Consider the following 17,713-nt stretch of genomic DNA (forward strand, 5'->3'; position numbering starts at 1 on the left):
GGTGGCGCCGTAGGCGACGGAGGTTAGCTATAGGAAGCGCCGCAGGCAAATCAGCTTTCCTGGCAGCTAGCCGCTAGAAGCTAGCAGCTCCGTGCGAGTGACTCTGCACACAAACACGTCAGCCACCAATCCCCACCAGCTCGACAAACTGAAATATTCCTGCCTGTTTTCTCCCTCCATATGATAAAATATAAAAAAGTATAAATTTAAAGGAGGTTTATCATGAATAAGCGTATCATTGTGGACATAGGCATGCTTGTGTCTTTTCTAGTCCTCCTCGATTATCAGCTCGTGCGAAATGTGGGTCACGAAGGTCTGGCACTTGTCTTTTTCCTTCTCTTACTCCTCCATACCCGGTTTAACCGGCAGTGGTATCGGTCCCTTCCACGTGGCCGGTGGAACAGGGACCGGAAGCTGACTCTTATGGCGGACATCCTGCTTCTTGGTTCTTTCGCGGCAGTCATGGTAACTGGAGTATTGATTTCTCACACCCTGCCCCACGTTTTTGGATCGGCTCCCCGCCTGGTACATCAGATTCATCATGTGGCAGGCTATCTCATGGTACCGGCCATCGGATTTCATCTCGGCCTTCACTGGAATGCCATCCTTCCTCGCATGGAACGGGGTATGGGACTCTCAAAAATTCCTTTCCGGTCCTTTCTCTATAAGGTGCTTCTCCTTTCTATTGCAGCCGGTGGTATTTACTTTTCCCTCTATTACAGCGTAGGGAGCCGGCTTCTACTGAAGTCCATTCCTAATGCCCGGAGTATTCCGGTCACCCTTTGGACGTTTACCTTCGGCCACCTGCTTATTATCTCCCTGTACGCAGCCACGGCTTACTATGTACAGAAACTGGCACGAAAGAGAAGATAGCATGGCTGAAAACCAATGGCCCTGTTTCCTGCACAAAAAAGACTGCGTTGAATGAATTCATTCTTCACAGTCTTTTTTATGCAGGAAAAGCCCTGATTATTTTTCTTTTCCATCCCAGTAATCAGTCCTGATACCCAGTACCTTTTCAGAGTCAAAGGATGCTTCTGTATCTCTGCTGTAATGATTGGCTGCCTTCTTTACATATTTCAGTCCCAGATACAACATAGGCACGTTGCAGTATACCATGATGATATTGCCCAAGTCAGAGAATGCCCAGAGGTTAGACAGGTCGTAGCCCGCAATGTTGCAGGCAATCCCGAAGGCTGCTACAAAGATGCAGAGGCCACGGATGAAGTTAATAAACCCTTTAGAAGAAGAAATGCGATTCGCCGAAATTTCGGAGAAAGACACAAATCCAATAACGCAGGTATAGGCAAAAAGGCAGAAGCATACGGAAACCATGATCTGGATGAATACCTGCATCATTTCAGGAGACAGGCCGTTCACCGATGTCAGGAACTTCGCATAAGTACCGGCTGCCTTCCAAGCCGCCGGATCTGCCGCCCATTCATGGGCCATGACGATGATAAAACCGGTCATGGTACAGATGACGTGGGTATCAAGGAAGACGCCCAGGGCAGAAATGATTCCCTGTTCACAGGGATGGTGAGCTTCTGCAGAAGCGGCGGCCATAGTAATGGTACCCTGGCCAGCTTCATTGGACATAAGGCCCCGCTTTACGCCCTGGAGAAGGGCCGTACCGAAGAAGCCGCCAAAAACAGCTTCCGGCTTGAAGGCTCCTTCAAAAACGGCTTTAAAGAACCAGGGAACGCTTCCCACATTAGAAAGGATAAGGAGAAGTGCCGTAACCACATAAATGACTGCCATCACCGGCACAAGGATGTCCGCCCAGTGGGAAACGCGTCGGATACCGCCGAAGGCCATAAAAGCTACCAGTACAATGACCAGTACAGATACCACATAAGTAAAGGTCGACTGCAGCGGAATTTTTACATTTTCCGCCAGTCCCGCAATGGCACCGATGGATGTAACTACATTGAACCCCTGGGCCGGCAGGCACATGAGGGCATAGATAATATAGACCAGGGAAAGAATGGTACCAACCCACACCTTATTACCGCAGAGCTTTCTTGCATAGAACGGAAGGCCGCCGACAAAGGTATTTCCTCTCTTTTCTTTAAAAAGCTGGGCCAGCGTACCTTCCGTGAAAGCTGTAGCCATGCCGAAAAATGCAGATATCCACATCCAGAAAAGGGCCCCCGGACCGCCGGCAGCAATGGCACCGGTAACGCCGATCATGTTGCCCGGGCCGACCCGCATGGCGGTGCTGAGAAGAAAGGCCGCCAGCGGAGATATGCCGGTCTTGATACTTCTCTTCGTGGCAAGCGTATGGACCCCTGCTCTGAAAAGCCGGACCTGGACAAAACCAAGCCGGAAAGTGAAATAGATACCGGAACCTACGAGCACGATAATGGCTAGTGAGAAGGATCCCAGTATGGGGATATTCTTCCAGAAGCTGAACATTTTTGGAAAATCCCAGAAAAAGTCAGAAACCGGAGTAACGAAACTCAAGACCGCATTCAATGCGGCGAATAAGTTTTCCATAACCCTTTTCCTTTCTTAACAACAAATTTTACATAAGTGCCAGTCTCCCGGCAAAAAGACGCGGGCTTCAGGTGAATCTGTAGCCTACAACTGCCATTGCCTAATGCCACAGGGGAAGCAGCCACAGGTATACCGCCGCCGGAATGGCAGACATCGGTGCCCCCACAGATTCTAACGGTACAGCACAGGCAATGGACCAGGGAACCAATGCCGCCATGACCACCACGGAATCCTCCATGGCCAGAGCCATTTCTTCCCTGTCCTCCATGAGTGGTTTCCCCAATTCCCAGGTCACCATGATAGCCAGTGTCTGGTTGCAGGCTGTAACGACAGCGGAGGCTGATACCAGGACCAGGGTCCCAAAGGGTCCCACCTTCTTCGATAAAAGCTTGACCATTTCCCGAATCCGTTCCAACATGCTGGTTCCCTGGAAAATGCCGGCATAGGAAGAAGAGAGACAGACAATGGCTGCCACCTTCACCATGGATACCACCCCTCCTCCTCCAAGAATACGGTTCAGTTCTTCATGGGCCGGATGGAAACCGAATACCGCCATATGGAGCAGTTCAAGAATCCCCACATGCTGGAAGCAGAGTGCACAGATTCCGGCTAGCAGGATACTGGGGAAGCGCTGATTAATTCGCAGAGTCAGATTTCATAAGAATTTTTATGCACTGCTTCGTCATAGCTCTCCTTAAATAGCTCGCTATTCGCGTCGAGCTATTCCTCGCATTGCATAAAAATCCAAGAATGAAATCTGACAACGATTTAATCAGTGCTTCCCTGGCTCCCATGGTCTTCTTCACCGCCACATGGAAAAAGCCAAGTACAAGAATCGCCGCAGCCGGAAGAAGTACAGGAAGACCAAGGTAGAAATAAGACGAAAAATCTACGATTTCTCCCTGGCTTTGCCAATTCATATCTCCCCTGCCCAGACAGAGATAAAACAGGATGGAGCCGGCCACCGGCACCAGGGCACTCCGAAACATGTGATGAATATTCCTATAAATATCGGTCTTCGTCAGTTCACTCACCAGAAGGGCACTGGTAGATACCGAGGAACACCGGTCTCCGAAATAAATACCTCCCAGTATGGCTCCGCCTGCCAGGGCCGGTGAAGTCCCCATTCCCTGGGCCATGATCATGGAAATGACTCCCATGGTGGCAGCGGTGGCAAAAGAACTGCCGAGAAGAAAGGAAACGGCCCCATTCATCACAAAAGTAAGCACCACCACCTGGGACGATGAAATCCATTTGGATGCCCCTCCTACGATGGCCGGTATAGTTCCGCAGGCTCTCCAGAATGCAGTAAGCACACCGATCAGCAGAAATGTAATGAGGATGTTTCGAACTGTCATTATACCTTGGAGTGTCATCTGGAGGAGAGAAGCCGGCGCCGTTTTTCGACAGAGTCCATAGCACCAGAAAAGGAGAAGCCCCAGAAAGAGCGCCAGTACCAGGGAACCTCCGAAAAAAACAGTCCCCAGGAGAAGAAGGCAGAACAGGCATAAAACGATAATTTCCAAGATACCGCCTTCCTCCCTGGGGCTTTTTCCTCAGGAAATAGTGCCGATTCCAGATCGACATCCCTCATCCTGTGAGGATCAGATTTTTACTGCTTTGCTCCTGCTGCTTTAATGGCGAGAGCCAGCTTATGGGCCAGGCCTTCCATCTTTGCCTTGGATACAGAGCAGACTGCCAGACGGATTCCTTTCTTCAAAGGCACCAGGAATACATTCTGTTTTTCCAGATCATCGCAGACAGCCTGGGAATTTGTGACCGGAATAGTAATGAAGAAGCCGGAAATATAGGGGACAAATTTCACGCCCTCTTCCTTTGCTTCCTTCATGAAGATAGCAGCCCGTTCCTGGATAAGTTTGAAATACCGGGCCCTGTCTGCATCCAGCTCTTTAATCTTTTCCGGATCATCGCAGATATGGATCATGGCATTCTGGGCCGCGCTGTTGCAGTTGGACCAGGTAGCACGGCTGCTGTACTGGTTGATGTCCACGAATTCCCTGATAACGTCCTTATCGGATGTAATACCGATCATAGCACCCATACGCTGGCCATACATGGTAAACCCTTTAGACAGTGTATAAGCGCAGACTACAAGAATATTCTTCGGGAGCCCGCCAAATACTTTAAAGAATTTGCGGCATTCCTGCTTTTCTCCGCTGTAATCAAGATAGGCCACATCGGGAACAAGAATGGCATTTTTATTGCCCTTTGCCGTAGCTTCTTTCAACACGTCTACCGCTGCCTGCCATTCATCCACAGTCATGCAGTAGCCTGTGGGATTATTGGCAATACCATTCAGGATGATAACAATATTATCCTGCTTCGAAAGGATATCATTCACCGCATCCCTGAAGGCAGGTGTATTGAAATGGCCATCTTCCGTAAGGAACGAAAAACTTCTGACTTTCCGGTTATTATCATCAATGAGGCTGTCGTAGGCTCCCCAGTGCCAGTCCGTAATAAGAACTTCGTCTCCTACTTCAGAATAATTGTGGATGACATGATGGAGTACGCCAGTACCTCCAGGTGTGGAGCAGGCATCAATGTATCCTTCCGGCCGGGATTCTCCGAAGCACTGGTCGATGCAGTCGTCCAGGAATTTGCGGTACCCCTGGATCGGTGCATAGGCACAGATTTCCTTAGGTGTAAGTTCTTTAAATGCATTTTTGACTACATCCAGTACAACCAGATTGCCATCTTCATCAAGAATAGAACCTACCGTGCCATTGACCACTTTATCATTGCCGATTTTCTCAGCCAGTGCAATGGCCCTGTTATTTGCTGCGAAAATATTATCTTCCGCACTCTTTCCCTTTGCATGAGGTGCTGCCAGACTGAACATAAATAATCCCCCTTCACAAAATATAGAACATCCGAGGACTTCCATCCCGGTTCTTCAACAGGAAAATACACAAAAAGCCCGCAGCAAAGCTGTGCTGCAGGCCCCGTTGCCCATTTTTCCAATGAAATTGACGTTTTTATTATAATCCATGGATGCAAAAAAAGATAGTTGAAAAGAAAAGGCCCTTCTATTTTACCTTTTGGGCAAGCCACGGTATCTGGCCTTTTCCAGGTTATCCGATGTTTCATTCTTCCCATAGGCAAACGCAAAAATCCGTGATGATCGGTTATCTATCATCACGGATTGCATCAGTTCACATTCTTTGTGCCTCTGGCACTGACAGTTGTATCATTATCCAAATACCAGGTCGTATTAACACGGACCCTGCCATCCACAGCACTGCCGTCACTATATCGGATGCGGCCATCACCGGAAAATTCCATTACCGGTTTTCCACCGGAAAGATCTCTCTTTTCCTGATAGCCCAAAGATTCCAGTTCCCGGGCATAGGCCTTCTTTAATTTCATCAGATCCTGGTGGTCCCGGTCTTTTGCATTATGGTTTTCCAGTATGTTCTTAATGATTCCTGCCAGTTCATAGCGGGTAATTTCCCCGCGGCTGAAGAAGTCCTTTGTATAAGAAGGAGCCTTTCCTTCTTCCGTCAGTGCATAGACGGTCCGGTAGTCCCAGGATTTCGGGCTCACGGGGTCAAAGGAATTCGGTGCATACACATTATAGGCAAAACCCGTAATCGATGCCGCCGCCAGAAGGGCTGTCAGAAACACTGTCTTTTTCATATCAGTCACAAATCTTTCTCTCAATCAGTTGAAGCAGTTCTTCCCTGCCTTCCCCATTTAAAGAGGAATAGGCAATGGCCGGCCCGTCTCCCGGGAAAAACTTATCCAGGAGTTTCTTGTTCTTTGCCAGTTCATTCCGCTTCAATTTATCCCCCTTCGTCCCAATAACCTGGAGACAGGGGGCAATGCGGCGCAGCCATTCATAGGCCTTCATATCAATAGGCAGGCCCGGATGACGGATATCAACAAGCAAACCAATCATCATAAGACTTGGTGAATTTTCCAGGTAGTCTCCAATGAAGTCAGACCAGCTGTCCTTATTCTGCTGGCTGGCCTTGGCAAACCCATACCCCGGCAGGTCCACAAGATACCAGTCCTGCCGCTCTTCCCCGCCTTCAGCCATCCGTCTTGACTGGATGGCATAATAGTTAATGGTCCTCGTCTTTCCCGGTTCCTGGCTCACAAAGGCCAGCTTGCGGCGGCCGCAGAGGGAATTGATGAGAGAAGACTTTCCCACATTCGACCGGCCAATAAAAGCAATTTCCTTTTTTCCATCTTTCACGTACTGGTTCCGATTGACAGCAGCACTGAAATAGGCGGAAGAAAATATATGAAATTCATCCATTTTTTTTATTTCTGCCACAGGGATACCTCCTTTGGCAATCAGAAAACGGGGAATCCCCCTATTTCCGGCACATAGGAACCGGTACAGATCCTGTCACCGGCCCTGCAGACCCATTCTTTACTTCACCAGAGCATGGGCCAGCACATCATCCACATTCTTTACATATACAAAATGCAGTTTGTTCTTTACCGATTCCGGCAGTTCCTCCAGATCCCGTTTATTCTTTTCCGGCAGGAGAATCTGCTTGATGCCCAGGCGGTTGGCAGCCAGCACCTTTTCCTTGACACCGCCAATGGGAAGGACTTCTCCGGTCATAGCTGTATCGCCTCTGACCTTCCTTCCGGTATAGGCCGAAGCCATGGCCGTGGCCATAGTAACCCCGGCAGATGGTCCATCTTTGGGAACAGCGCCTTCGGGGAAATGAATATGGGTGTCCAGGGATTCATAGAAATCATCCTTAAGTCCCAGTTCCTTTGCCCGGTTCCGAATGCAGGTGTAGGCGGTTTCTGCTGATTCCTTCATCACATCTCCCAACTGGCCGGTCAGGATAAGATGCCCCTTGCCCTTAATGGTAACTGCTTCCGTATCCAGGACTTCGCCACCGGCCATGGTCCAGGCCAGACCGTTTACCCGACCTACGGCATCCGGATGTTCTTCCGCCATGGGCATGAATTTCACCGGTCCCAGATACTTTTCCAGTGTCTTTGCAGAAAGGGCCGGCAGGGACTCATCATCCATGACGATTTTCTTGCCAACCTTCCGGCACAGGGCACCGATGGTCCGTTCCAGTTCACGGACCCCCGCCTCCCGGGTATATCCTTCGATAATCTTACGAATCATGAGATCCGTAAAATGGATGTCCCCCGGTTTCAACCCATTTCTCGCCCGTTGCAGGGGAATAAGGTACTGCTTGGCAATTTTCAGTTTTTCCTCTTCCGTGTACCCCGTGAGCTCTATGAGTTCCATGCGGTCCAGAAGGGCCGGCGAAATGGTGGATACTGTATTTGCGGTGGCCAGGAAAAATACCTTTGAAAGGTCGAAGGGAATATCGATGTAGTTATCATGGAACGCCTTATTCTGTTTCGGATCCAGGGCTTCCAGCAGGGCAGACGCTGGATCACCGCGGAAATCGGCTCCTACCTTATCGATTTCATCCAGGAGAATCAGTGGATTCTTTGTTCCCGCCTGTCCGATAGCTTCGATGAAACGGCCGGGCATGGCCCCGATATAGGTACGGCGGTGACCCCGGATTTCCGCCTCATCATGGATTCCCCCCAGGGAAATTCTGGCAAATTTTCTGCCCATCGCATTGGCAATGGACTGGGCAAGGGAAGTCTTGCCCACACCTGGAGGCCCTACAAAGCAGATAATAGGCGCTTTGGCATCCGGCGCCAGTACCCGGACCGCCAGGTATTCAAGGATCCGTTCCTTGATCTTTTCCAATCCATAATGGTCATGGTCCAGTACCTTCTTCGCCTGTTTCAGGTCCAGTTTATCATGGCTTTCCTTACTCCAGGGAAGGCTGAAGATCCAGTCCAGGTAATTCCGGGCCACTGCAGTCTCCGCCATCATGGGAGGCATGGCTGCCAGATGGTTGATTTCCTTCTCCAGTTTATCCTTATATTCTTTTGGAATCGCCGTATTCTGGAGTTTTTTCCTGTATTCGTCCGCTTCTTTTTCCTGGCTCACCGTATCGCCAAGACGGTCATGAATACTTTTAATTTTCTGGCGCAGATAGTAGTCCTGCTGTTCCTTATCCATTTTAGCCCGGACATCCCCATTGATTTCCGCTTCCAACCGGCCAATCCGGATTTCCTGGTCCAGCAGCCGCTGTACCATCTGCAGACGGGTCATGATATCCGTCTCTTCCAGCAGGTCCTGTCGCCGTTTGGGTGTAATCAGTAGCTGGGCAGAGATAAAATCTGCCGTCTTACCGGGATCCGTAATCAGTTTCAGCTGTTTCATCTGGTCATCAGGAAACCCCTGTTTGGTATTCCGGAGCCATTCAAAGAAGCTCTTGAGTATGGTCCGCCGGTAGGCTTCCGCCTTGATCTCATCGGCCACCGGTGTTTCTTTCAGGTCATCCACTTCTGCCGAAAACCCATGGTCCGTTGCAGTAATGGAAAAAATATTCACTCGGGATACTCCTTCCGCCAGGATACGGATAAGTCCTCCCGGAAGCTGGAGCATCTGGTTAATCTTAACTACAGTTCCTACGCGATAGAGATCATCGACTTCCGGATTTCCGATAGCCGTATCTTTCTGCATGGCCGTCACAACATACTGGTCTCCTTTGCTTGCAAACCGCACGGCAGCAATAGAATCTTTACGGCCTATATCAAGATTTACCGTCATTCGAGGGTAAATCACTATATCCCTCAGCGCCACCAGCGGCAGTGTGAGGGTACTGTTCTTTTTCACAATTTCAGTCATATATGATTCCTCCATACCATATATTGTATCACATGGAAGAGTATAAATTTAATAGATTTTTTACAAAGCATTACCAAAAGGAGCAGGAATCCGCTCTTTTCAATGAAAGAAAAAGGAGCTGTAAAAAGATAAAAGCATCTTTTACAGTCCCTTTCTTTTTCACTCTGCTATCCGCAGAAATGCTGTTATTCTTTCTTTCCGGACCGGGTCAGGATGGGGTCGGAATGGTGAAGCACCACATCTTCTGTAACGGTGCACTTCGTCACATCTTTCATGCTTGGGATTTCATACATCACTTTCTGCATGATTTTCTCAATGATGGCACGAAGCCCTCTGGCGCCGGTATTCCGCTCAATGGCCTGTCTGGCAATGGCATGAATGGCCTTATCATCAAATTCCAGATCCACATGATCCATGGCCAGCAGTTTCTGATACTGCTTTACCAGTGCATTCTTCGGTTCTGTGAGGATTTTTACCAGTGCCTCTTCATTGAGCGGATGAAGAGGAACAATCACAGGAAGACGACCGATAAATTCAGGAATCAGCCCATACTTCAGCAGATCTTCAGGCTGCACCTGCTGCAGCAGTTCCTCCATATCTTTTTCGTCTTTCTTTTCGATATCAGCACCAAATCCCATGACACTCTTTGTGAGACGGCGGTCAATGACTTTATCAATGCCTGCAAAGGCGCCACCGCAGATAAAGAGGATATTGGTCGTATCAATCTGGATCATTTCCTGGTTCGGATGCTTCCGCCCACCCTGTGGCGGTACGCTGGCCACTGTGCCTTCAAGAATTTTCAGGAGGGCCTGCTGTACACCTTCGCCGGATACATCCCGTGTGATGGATGGATTTTCGGACTTTCTGGCAATCTTATCGATTTCATCGATATAGACAATGCCCCGTTCCGCCTTGTCAATATCATAGTCCGCTGCCTGGATAAGGCGAAGAAGAATGTTCTCCACATCTTCCCCTACATAGCCAGCCTCTGTCAGCGTAGTGGCATCAGAAATGGCAAAGGGAACATCCAGAAAACGGGCCAGGGTCTGGGCGAGAAGTGTCTTGCCACTGCCTGTAGGTCCAAGCATGATGATATTGGACTTCTGCAGTTCCACACCATCGTCTTCCCCTTCGTGTTCAATCCGTTTGTAATGGTTATACACGGCAACAGCCAGTGCCATCTTGGCATCATCCTGTTCGATGACATACTGGTCCATGTATTTTTTGATTTTTTCCGGTGTTGGCAGCTTGAATCTGGGGAGTGCCTTCTTCTTGTCTGCCTTCAGTTCCTCCCGGAGGATATTGGAGCATACCTCAATACATTCGTTGCAGATATAGACTCCCGGGCCGGCAATCAGTTTTTCCACTTCATCCCCGGAGCGGCCGCAGAAACTGCAGACCGGAGTTCCTTCCGTTTTTCTATCCAATGGGAACCTCCTTTATTTGGCAGCTAACTTATGCAGATCATTGCGGGTCAGAATTTTATCGATAAGCCCGTAATTTTTTGCCATCTCCGCAGTCATGAAATTATCCCGTTCCGTATCCTTCTGGATAGTTTCCAGCGGCTGTCCGCTGTGTTTGGACAGGATGCCATTCAATTCACTGCGGAGGCGGAGAATTTCTCGAGCATGAATTTCAATTTCCGTAGCCTGTCCCTGTACACCGCCCAGAGGCTGGTGAATCATGATATTTGAATGGGGCAGCGCATACCGCTTGCCGGCAGCACCGGCCGTCAGGAGCACAGCTGCCATGCTGGCGCAGGATCCGATGCAGATGGTAGAAACATCGGGGCGGATATACTGCATGGTGTCATAAATAGCGAGGCCTGCTGTAACAACACCACCAGGGCTGTTGATGTAAAGATGGATATCCTTGGAAGGGTCTTCGGCTTCCAGAAACAGGAGCTGGGCGATAATGACATTGGCCATGTGGTCTTCAATCTGTCCGTCCAGGAAAATAATGCGGTCCTTCAGGAGGCGGGAGTAAATGTCATAAGACCGTTCTCCCTGTGCTGTCTGTTCAACTACAATCGGTACATATGCCATATGTGTAACACCCTTTCTTTACGGGTACACTCTTTTCCCGCATGACAGCGGAAAAAGGGATAAATGGAAATACAGTATAGGGGCGAAAGAGACGCCGGTTGTCCCCGCGTCTCTTTTAACCACATCATCAGATGCCTGATGCTGCATTCAAATGGATTATATGCCCGAAAAGCAGGTTATTTTGCTTCTGCTTTACGGATAGTCTCGATGATTTCAGCTTTCTTGGCTTTGGATTCCAGGGCAATACCTTTTTCTGCAGCATATGCCTTGAGGTCCTTCACTGTCATGGATTCATAATCATCGGATTTCGGAGCTTCTGCAGCCTTCGGAGCTTCTGCAGCAGCTTCCGTTTCCTTTTTGTCTGCTTCCGCTTTCTTGGCAGCGCCATAGATGAAAGCAGCAGCCTTCTTGCGGAGTACGGAGTTCACGAGCACGCCTACGCGGTTTTCATCCCTGATGATTTTCATTACATCGTTGGGGTCAGCATTAAACTGGTGAGCCATGCTGTAGATTTCCATGGACAGGTCTTCGTTGGTGACTTCCAGACCTTCCTTGTCGGCAATGGTTTCAAGAACCAGGCCCTGGCGAACCTGTTCTTCAGCAGTCTTTTCATAGTCCTTGCGGAAATCATCCATGGTCTTGCCGATGCTCTTCAGATAATCTTCCATAGTGGAATTTCTGGATTCCATGTTCAGCTTGATTTCATCTACGATTTCATCGATGCGCTGTTCAACCATTTCCTTAGGAATATCTACTTTGGCGTTAGCTATAGCCTGGTTGACAAGAGCTTCATGATAAGCTTCTTCTGCCTGCTGGATAGCGGAAAGCTGCATCTGCTGTTTAACAGCGGCCTTCAGGTCATCCATGGTTTCAAACTGGCTGATGGATTTTGCAAATGTATCATCAAGAGCCGGGAGCTGTTTACGTTTTACATCACTGATATGAACGGTGAATTCTGCTTCTTTACCTTTCAGGGCATCTACGAAGTAGTTTTCCGGGAATGTGACTTTCACAACCACATCATCGCCGGCTTTATGTCCTTCCAGCTGTTCTTCGAAGCCCGGGATAAAGCTCTGGGAACCGATTTCCAGCGGATAAGTCTTTCCTTCGCCGCCTTCAAAGGGTTTGCCGTCAACGGTTCCTTTAAAGTCGATGATAGCAAAGTCGCCTTTCTTCAGTTCTGCACCATCTTCTGCTTTTTCCAGTCTTGCATTCTGTTCAGCTGCTGCTTTGAGCTGGTCCAGAACCTGGTCATCGGTGATTTCCGGGTTTTCTCTCTTGGCTTCCAGACCTTTATATTCACCCAGTTCTACTTCCGGACGTTTTACAAAGGAAGCAGTGAAATCAGCGCCATCGGTTTCGGAGAACTTACCTTCCTTCACATCTGGTGTGGTTACAGGAATCAGCTTCTCCTGGGAAAGAGCCTGCTGCAGGGATTCATTGATCACAATGTCCTTGGCTTCCGCTTCTACAGCGGCCTTGCCGAAATGCATTTCCAGGATTTTACGATTTGCCTTGCCCTTACGGAAACCGGGAATTCTTACCTGGTTCGCAATGCGGGATACAGCTCTCTTGAATCCCTTCTGTATAACTTCAGCCGGCAATTCAATACTCACAGAAACCTTGTGCTGATCCAGTGCCTCAACTTTTACGTTCATAAAAAATATTCCTCCTTAAGTCGGCTAACCGACAAATTGATACCTTTTTCAGGGTCCTACAGTGCACGATAAATCGCAAGTTATATTTTAGCATAAAGGGCCTTAAAAAACAAATATTTCCATAACAATAATTATCAAACTGCCGATTGTGGAAAGGGTTGCCGGACTTTACAGCGATTTAGAGCTCAGAGTCCTATCTTCCATTTCGAGAGCCATTTGGAAGAGGAGACTTCCGCTCCGGGATTCCCCATTCCCCTTTCTACGGGCAAGGCACAGGGTGGATGAAAGCGCTTCTTCTTTCAGTACTCCCACAGAAAGACTGCTGCTTTCCTGAAACACCGATGCCGGCGCCAATGCCAGCCCCAGTCCTGCTTCCGCCCACTCTCTGCATGTTCTCGCATCATCGGCCACGCAGTATACATTGGGCCGGAATTTTTCCTTCTCACATTCTCCCAGAATGATTTTTTCCCATCGCCTGTACAGGATAAGGGGACTGTCCCCCAAATCATTCAGGAAATATTCCCCCTTCCATGGAGCAAGAGAACCGATACCCATGGGAGACCTGTCCAGCACCACCATTTCCAGCCCATAGGTGGAAAAAGGAGATCGGAGCAGGGAAATATCAATCTTTCCTTTTCTCAGTTTTTCCAGCAGCTCATAGCTGTTTCCTTCTATGACCTTGATCTGTATATGGGGGTATCGATTTTCATACTGCTTAAGAAGCTTATACAGTTTCCAATGACCTCCGGATGATACCAGTCCCAGGCGGAGCACCCCCTGGTGTCCCGTCTTTAATATACTGATTTCTTCCCTGGCCGCCATCTCCAGATCCAGCATTTCCAGGGCATACCGGTAGAGGCGGCTGCCGGCCTCGGTAGGCGTCACCTGGCGGGCCCCTCTTTTAAAGAGGGACGTGCCCAGTTCCTTTTCCAGAAGATGCATCTGACTGGAAAGGGGCGGTTGGGATATGTGAAGTTTTCTGGCTGCCCCGGTAATGGTACCTTCCTCAATAATGGTCTTAAAATATTTCAGCTGCCTCAAGTCCATTCATATCTTCTCCATATGCTTTTTTAGGAAATAAATATTTTTAATATGGCTATTCACCTGCTATGATACATGTATTCATTAAAGAGTGCAATATTTGATTGTAAAACAGCCTTTAAGGATAACACTATTGGACTTTGTGTATGTTTTTTATGGCAGCGGCGATGAATCACTGCCAATTGCGGTTTATCGAGCTATTGGGCACCGCTGAGGGATAGAGTCATTCGTGCGGGGCTTCTAGCTGCTAGCCTCTAGCTTCCAGGAAAGCCCGACAGCGCCGAACACGCCAGCTCGACAAACTGAAATAGTCCGAATTCCTGTCAAGCCATTTTCCGGAGGTAAGAACGATGAAAATATTAATCCAGCTATTTCTTATTTTTGCAAAGATGGGAGCCGTTACCTTTGGCGGCGGCTATGCCATGCTGCCTATCCTCCAGCGGGAAGTGGTAGACAACCATCACTGGGCCACGGATGAAGAACTCATGGACTATTACGCCCTAGGTCAGGTAACACCCGGCATGATTGCCGTCAATGTGGCAACTTTTATAGGCCTCAAATTAAAAGGATTCTGGGGCGGTCTCTTCGCTACCATCGGTGTCATTACCCCTTCCATGATCATCATCACCGTGATTGCCATGTTCTTCACCCAGTTTGAAGAAAATCCCTATGTGGCCCATGCATTCACCGGCATCCGTGCCTGCGTATGCATTCTGATTCTCGATGCAGTCATTAAATTAGGGAAAAAATCAGTACGGGATAAGAGAACCCTCGCTATATTCCTGCTCATACTGGCCGTTGCCCTCTTTGCCCCGGTTTCTCCGGTGTTCTCCGTAGTACTTGCCGGCGTAGTGGGTTTCTTCCTGAAACCTTCCGATAAGAAAGAAGGTGCTGCCAAATGATATGGCTTCAGATGTTCTGGGAATTCTTCAAAGCCGGTCTTTTCGCCGTAGGCGGCGGTCTGTCCACCCTTCCCTTCTTATATGATATTTCCCAGCGTACCGGCTGGTTTACAGCTGAAGATATCGCTAATATGATTGCCATTTCTGAATCCACCCCCGGCCCTTTAGGCGTCAACATGGCTACTTACGCCGGCTTCCAGGCTTTGGGAATTCCAGGCGGTATTTATACCACCCTTTCCCTCACAGCCCCCGCCCTCATCGTCATCAGCATGGTGTATGCCGTTCTTAAAAAGTTTAAAGAATCCGACACCATGACCCGCATCTTCTACGGTCTCCGCCCTGCCTCTACGGCCCTCATTGCAGCCGCCGGCCTGGGAGTCGCCAAAATTTCTCTCCTGAATCTTCCCCTCTTTTCTTCTACCGGTTCTTTCATGAGCCTCATCCGCTGGCCCTCTCTCATCCTTGCCGTAATCATTTATCTGGGGCTCGTGAAATTCCGCTGGCACCCGGTCATCTATATTGCCATCTCTGCCATAGCCGGAGTGGTATTGGGACTGTAACCCCTTCGTACCGGTTCCGGAAACGAATATTTCCCATAAAAAAACTGCGCAGCTGCGCAGTTTTTTTATGGCTTTCTTTTTTTATGCCCGGAGGATGGACTTCAGAAATGCCTTCGTTCGTTCATTCTGCGGATGGTTAAAGACTTCCTCGCCGGTTCCTTCTTCTTCCACCCTGCCATCTACCATAAAGAGCACCCGGTCAGAAACGGATTTAGCAAATGCCATTTCATGGGTAACGATAGCCATGGTCATATTTTCATCGGCCAGCTGCTGGATGGTCTTCAGTACTTCACAGGTGAGCTCCGGATCCAGTGCCGATGTAGGTTCATCGAACAGCATGATCTCCGGATTCATAGCCAAAGCCCGGGCAATTGCCACCCGCTGCTTTTGGTCGCCGGAAAGGCTGCCCGGATAAACGTCTTTCTTATTCAGAAGTCCCACTTTATTCAGAAGGTCTTCTGCCACCGGAAGGATTTCCTCTTTCTTCATACCTTTCACATAGATGGGCGCCGCCATGACATTATCAATCACGGTCATATGGGGAAACAGATTGAATGACTGGAACACCATGCCCATTTTTCCAAGGATTTCCTTCTGTTTCTTTTCATCTGCATAGACTACGGTTCCATTTTTCTCTTCCGCCAGTGTATCCCCATCTACCCGGATAGACCCGCCCTGGATAGTTTCCAGATGAATCAGGCAGCGGAGGAGGGTACTTTTTCCGGCACCGGAAGGGCCGATAATAGAAAGAACCTCCCCCTTTTCCAGATTCATATTTACACCATGAAGAATGGTCAATTTCCCAAAATCCTTACGGATATCTTTCATTTCAATAAAACTCATGCAGCCACCTCATTATTCTTCATAAACGGCATACCGTTTTTCCACGTATGCCAGAATCTTCGTCAGTATAGCCGTGCAGACGAGGTAGAATACAGCAGCTACCAGAAATGGGGTGGTGTCGAAATCCCTCTGCACAAAAGCGCGGGTAACACGCATGAGGTCATTCATAGCGAGGATGTATACCAGGGAAGTATCCTTCAGAAGGGTAATGGTTTCATTGCCCAGCGGCGGGATGACCCGTTTCACCACCTGGGGAAGGATGATATGCCACATGGTCTGACGATAGGAAAAGCCAAAAACCTTGGCTCCTTCATACTGCCCTTTGCTGATGGACTGGATGCCGCCCCTGAAAATTTCAGCAAAATAAGCTGCATAGTTAGCGACAAAGGCAATAATTGCTGCCGGGAAATCGCTGACCTGTACATGAAGCATGAGAGGCAGTCCGTAGTAAATAAACATGATCTGCAGCATGAGCGGTGTCCCCCGCATGACATAGATGTACATGGCTGCCAGTTTACGGAATACAGCCACATGGGAAATACGGACCATGGCCAGCAGGATGCCTATGGGCAAAGCCAGTACAAACGTCAAAATAAAAATCTTTGCCGATACGCCAAGACCGGAAAACATATTCGGCAGAATGTGAAGAATATAATCCATCAGTGACTCCTTACAAAAATCCGGAAAGTGCTGGAAGTGCACTTTCTTTATGCACGTATGAATATCATACACTGACTTCAATCATTTAACAAGATAGAGAAACAGAATTTTGTAAGCGCAAAATAAAATGATGGATTTTACCTGGGACAATGGCATGAGATAATACTTACAAGTTCAACGACTGGAGGTATCACTCATGGAAATTCAATTAACTGCCGATCGGATCTACCTGGCCGGTGGATATACGGACATGCGAAAGTCCATCGATGGATTATCTGCTGCAGTTTCGCAGCAGTATGATCTTAATCCTTTTGTCCCTTCACTGTTCCTGTTCTGTGGAAGAAGGCGTGACAGGATTAAGGGACTTCTCTGGCAGGGGGACGGATTCGTTCTCCTTTACAAGCGGATTGAAAGCGGTAGCTTTCAATGGCCCAGGGAAACTGCTTCTCTGATCGAGCTTTCCCCACAGCAGTACCGCTGGCTCATGGAAGGTCTTGCCATTGTCCAACCAAGGGCAGTTAAGGTTATTTGCCCTCGCTGCAGCATATGAAATTTGCATTGTAAAACAGCCGAGAAAGCTAGATTTTATCGAGCTTTTTCGGATGTTTTATGGTATAATAAACGTATGAAATTTCGGTCGTTTTTATGAATAGAGTGAACCCATGACAGATCGCCGTGAACAGGAATTATTGGATAAAATTACAAAGCTGGAAAAAGAAAAAGCGGCTTTATTAGCTAGGGAAACGCTGATTAAATGGGCTTTTTACAAGCGCTAATTATTCACAGC

The 17,713-nt window shown here is 48.6% G+C and carries 17 protein-coding genes; 4 read left to right on the forward strand and 13 right to left on the reverse strand.

The genetic code is table 11. The features are described from left to right. Positions 1 to 222: 222 nt before the first annotated feature. Entirely contained in the window at positions 223 to 873 is a 651-nt protein-coding gene (locus QZR21_RS03625; RefSeq protein ID WP_296096746.1) for a DUF4405 domain-containing protein, read from the forward strand. Positions 874 to 969: 96 nt separating this feature from the next. Here the strand turns inward: QZR21_RS03625 and QZR21_RS03630 are convergent, their stop codons facing one another. The 11 genes from QZR21_RS03630 to QZR21_RS03680 all read right to left on the reverse strand — a co-directional run bounded on the left by QZR21_RS03630 (position 970) and on the right by QZR21_RS03680 (position 13,967). Beyond that, entirely contained in the window at positions 970 to 2,499 is a 1,530-nt protein-coding gene (locus tag QZR21_RS03630) for a sodium:alanine symporter family protein (protein WP_296096748.1), read from the reverse strand. A 100-nt stretch (positions 2,500 to 2,599) separates the two neighbouring features. Further along, positions 2,600 to 3,079 carry a Na+/H+ antiporter NhaC family protein gene (locus QZR21_RS03635; protein ID WP_296096751.1) on the reverse strand — a complete coding sequence of 160 codons (480 nt, stop codon included), beginning with the start codon at positions 3,077 to 3,079 and terminating at the stop codon, positions 2,600 to 2,602. A 55-nt stretch (positions 3,080 to 3,134) separates the two neighbouring features. Further along, positions 3,135 to 4,025: a hypothetical protein gene (locus tag QZR21_RS03640; protein WP_296973812.1), complete on the reverse strand. Its 891-nt coding sequence runs from the start codon at positions 4,023 to 4,025 to the stop codon at positions 3,135 to 3,137. Between the two features lie 86 nt (positions 4,026 to 4,111). Beyond that, positions 4,112 to 5,362: an aminotransferase class I/II-fold pyridoxal phosphate-dependent enzyme gene (locus QZR21_RS03645; protein ID WP_296096756.1), complete on the reverse strand. Its 1,251-nt coding sequence runs from the start codon at positions 5,360 to 5,362 to the stop codon at positions 4,112 to 4,114. 308 nt (positions 5,363 to 5,670) lie between these two features. After that, positions 5,671 to 6,168, reverse strand: coding sequence for a hypothetical protein (locus QZR21_RS03650; protein ID WP_296973817.1), 498 nt, complete (start codon positions 6,166 to 6,168; stop codon positions 5,671 to 5,673). Further along, on the reverse strand, positions 6,161 to 6,802 hold the full coding sequence (gene yihA / locus QZR21_RS03655; protein WP_296096763.1) for a ribosome biogenesis GTP-binding protein YihA/YsxC: 642 nt from the start codon (positions 6,800 to 6,802) through the stop codon (positions 6,161 to 6,163). The genes QZR21_RS03650 and yihA overlap by 8 nt, the downstream gene beginning before the upstream one ends. Before the next feature lie 99 nt (positions 6,803 to 6,901). Then, positions 6,902 to 9,217: an endopeptidase La gene (gene lon, locus QZR21_RS03660; RefSeq protein ID WP_296973820.1), complete on the reverse strand. Its 2,316-nt coding sequence runs from the start codon at positions 9,215 to 9,217 to the stop codon at positions 6,902 to 6,904. 185 nt (positions 9,218 to 9,402) lie between these two features. Beyond that, the gene (gene clpX, locus QZR21_RS03665; RefSeq protein WP_296096769.1) at positions 9,403 to 10,644 is read right to left on the reverse strand and encodes an ATP-dependent Clp protease ATP-binding subunit ClpX; all 1,242 of its coding nucleotides are present in this window, start codon (positions 10,642 to 10,644) and stop codon (positions 9,403 to 9,405) included. 12 nt (positions 10,645 to 10,656) lie between these two features. Continuing rightward, complete coding sequence (gene clpP, locus QZR21_RS03670; RefSeq protein WP_296096771.1) at positions 10,657 to 11,262, reverse strand: ATP-dependent Clp endopeptidase proteolytic subunit ClpP; 606 nt, start codon at positions 11,260 to 11,262, stop codon at positions 10,657 to 10,659. Positions 11,263 to 11,438: 176 nt separating this feature from the next. Then, entirely contained in the window at positions 11,439 to 12,920 is a 1,482-nt protein-coding gene (tig, locus tag QZR21_RS03675; RefSeq protein WP_296973824.1) for a trigger factor, read from the reverse strand. A 168-nt stretch (positions 12,921 to 13,088) separates the two neighbouring features. Further along, a complete protein-coding gene (locus QZR21_RS03680; RefSeq protein WP_296096777.1) occupies positions 13,089 to 13,967 on the reverse strand; it encodes a LysR family transcriptional regulator in 879 nt (292 codons plus the stop codon). A 344-nt stretch (positions 13,968 to 14,311) separates the two neighbouring features. Between QZR21_RS03680 and QZR21_RS03685 the strand changes: the two genes are divergently transcribed. Further along, positions 14,312 to 14,863 (forward strand): chromate transporter, encoded by a 552-nt coding sequence (locus tag QZR21_RS03685; protein ID WP_296096779.1) that lies wholly within the window; start codon positions 14,312 to 14,314, stop codon positions 14,861 to 14,863. Next, positions 14,860 to 15,423 carry a chromate transporter gene (locus QZR21_RS03690; protein ID WP_296096782.1) on the forward strand — a complete coding sequence of 188 codons (564 nt, stop codon included), beginning with the start codon at positions 14,860 to 14,862 and terminating at the stop codon, positions 15,421 to 15,423. Before QZR21_RS03685 ends, QZR21_RS03690 begins: the two co-directional genes overlap by 4 nt. Positions 15,424 to 15,504: 81 nt before the next feature. Here the strand turns inward: QZR21_RS03690 and QZR21_RS03695 are convergent, their stop codons facing one another. Beyond that, a complete protein-coding gene (locus tag QZR21_RS03695; RefSeq protein ID WP_296973826.1) occupies positions 15,505 to 16,266 on the reverse strand; it encodes an amino acid ABC transporter ATP-binding protein in 762 nt (253 codons plus the stop codon). Positions 16,267 to 16,278: 12 nt separating this feature from the next. Next, complete coding sequence (locus tag QZR21_RS03700; RefSeq protein WP_296096788.1) at positions 16,279 to 16,926, reverse strand: amino acid ABC transporter permease; 648 nt, start codon at positions 16,924 to 16,926, stop codon at positions 16,279 to 16,281. A 196-nt stretch (positions 16,927 to 17,122) separates the two neighbouring features. Between QZR21_RS03700 and tnpB the strand changes: the two genes are divergently transcribed. Continuing rightward, entirely contained in the window at positions 17,123 to 17,476 is a 354-nt protein-coding gene (tnpB, locus tag QZR21_RS03705) for an IS66 family insertion sequence element accessory protein TnpB (RefSeq protein WP_296096790.1), read from the forward strand. Positions 17,477 to 17,713: the final 237 nt, after the last annotated feature.

This window comes from uncultured Dialister sp. (genome assembly GCF_900541605.1).
GTDB lineage: Bacteria > Bacillota > Negativicutes > Veillonellales > Dialisteraceae > Dialister.

Excerpts from the sequence above, each read along its gene's own strand:
- QZR21_RS03625 (WP_296096746.1), top strand. The coding sequence starts at position 223 with ATGAATAAGCGTATCATTGTGGACATAGGCATGCTTGTGTCTTTTCTA.
- QZR21_RS03630 (WP_296096748.1), bottom strand. The coding sequence starts at position 2,499 with ATGGAAAACTTATTCGCCGCATTGAATGCGGTCTTGAGTTTCGTTACT.
- QZR21_RS03645 (WP_296096756.1), bottom strand. The coding sequence starts at position 5,362 with ATGTTCAGTCTGGCAGCACCTCATGCAAAGGGAAAGAGTGCGGAAGAT.
- lon (WP_296973820.1), bottom strand. The coding sequence starts at position 9,217 with ATGACTGAAATTGTGAAAAAGAACAGTACCCTCACACTGCCGCTGGTG.
- clpP (WP_296096771.1), bottom strand. The coding sequence starts at position 11,262 with ATGGCATATGTACCGATTGTAGTTGAACAGACAGCACAGGGAGAACGG.
- tig (WP_296973824.1), bottom strand. The coding sequence starts at position 12,920 with ATGAACGTAAAAGTTGAGGCACTGGATCAGCACAAGGTTTCTGTGAGT.
- QZR21_RS03680 (WP_296096777.1), bottom strand. The coding sequence starts at position 13,967 with ATGGACTTGAGGCAGCTGAAATATTTTAAGACCATTATTGAGGAAGGT.
- QZR21_RS03685 (WP_296096779.1), top strand. The coding sequence starts at position 14,312 with ATGAAAATATTAATCCAGCTATTTCTTATTTTTGCAAAGATGGGAGCC.
- QZR21_RS03690 (WP_296096782.1), top strand. The coding sequence starts at position 14,860 with ATGATATGGCTTCAGATGTTCTGGGAATTCTTCAAAGCCGGTCTTTTC.
- QZR21_RS03695 (WP_296973826.1), bottom strand. The coding sequence starts at position 16,266 with ATGAGTTTTATTGAAATGAAAGATATCCGTAAGGATTTTGGGAAATTG.
- QZR21_RS03700 (WP_296096788.1), bottom strand. The coding sequence starts at position 16,926 with ATGGATTATATTCTTCACATTCTGCCGAATATGTTTTCCGGTCTTGGC.
- tnpB (WP_296096790.1), top strand. The coding sequence starts at position 17,123 with ATGGAAATTCAATTAACTGCCGATCGGATCTACCTGGCCGGTGGATAT.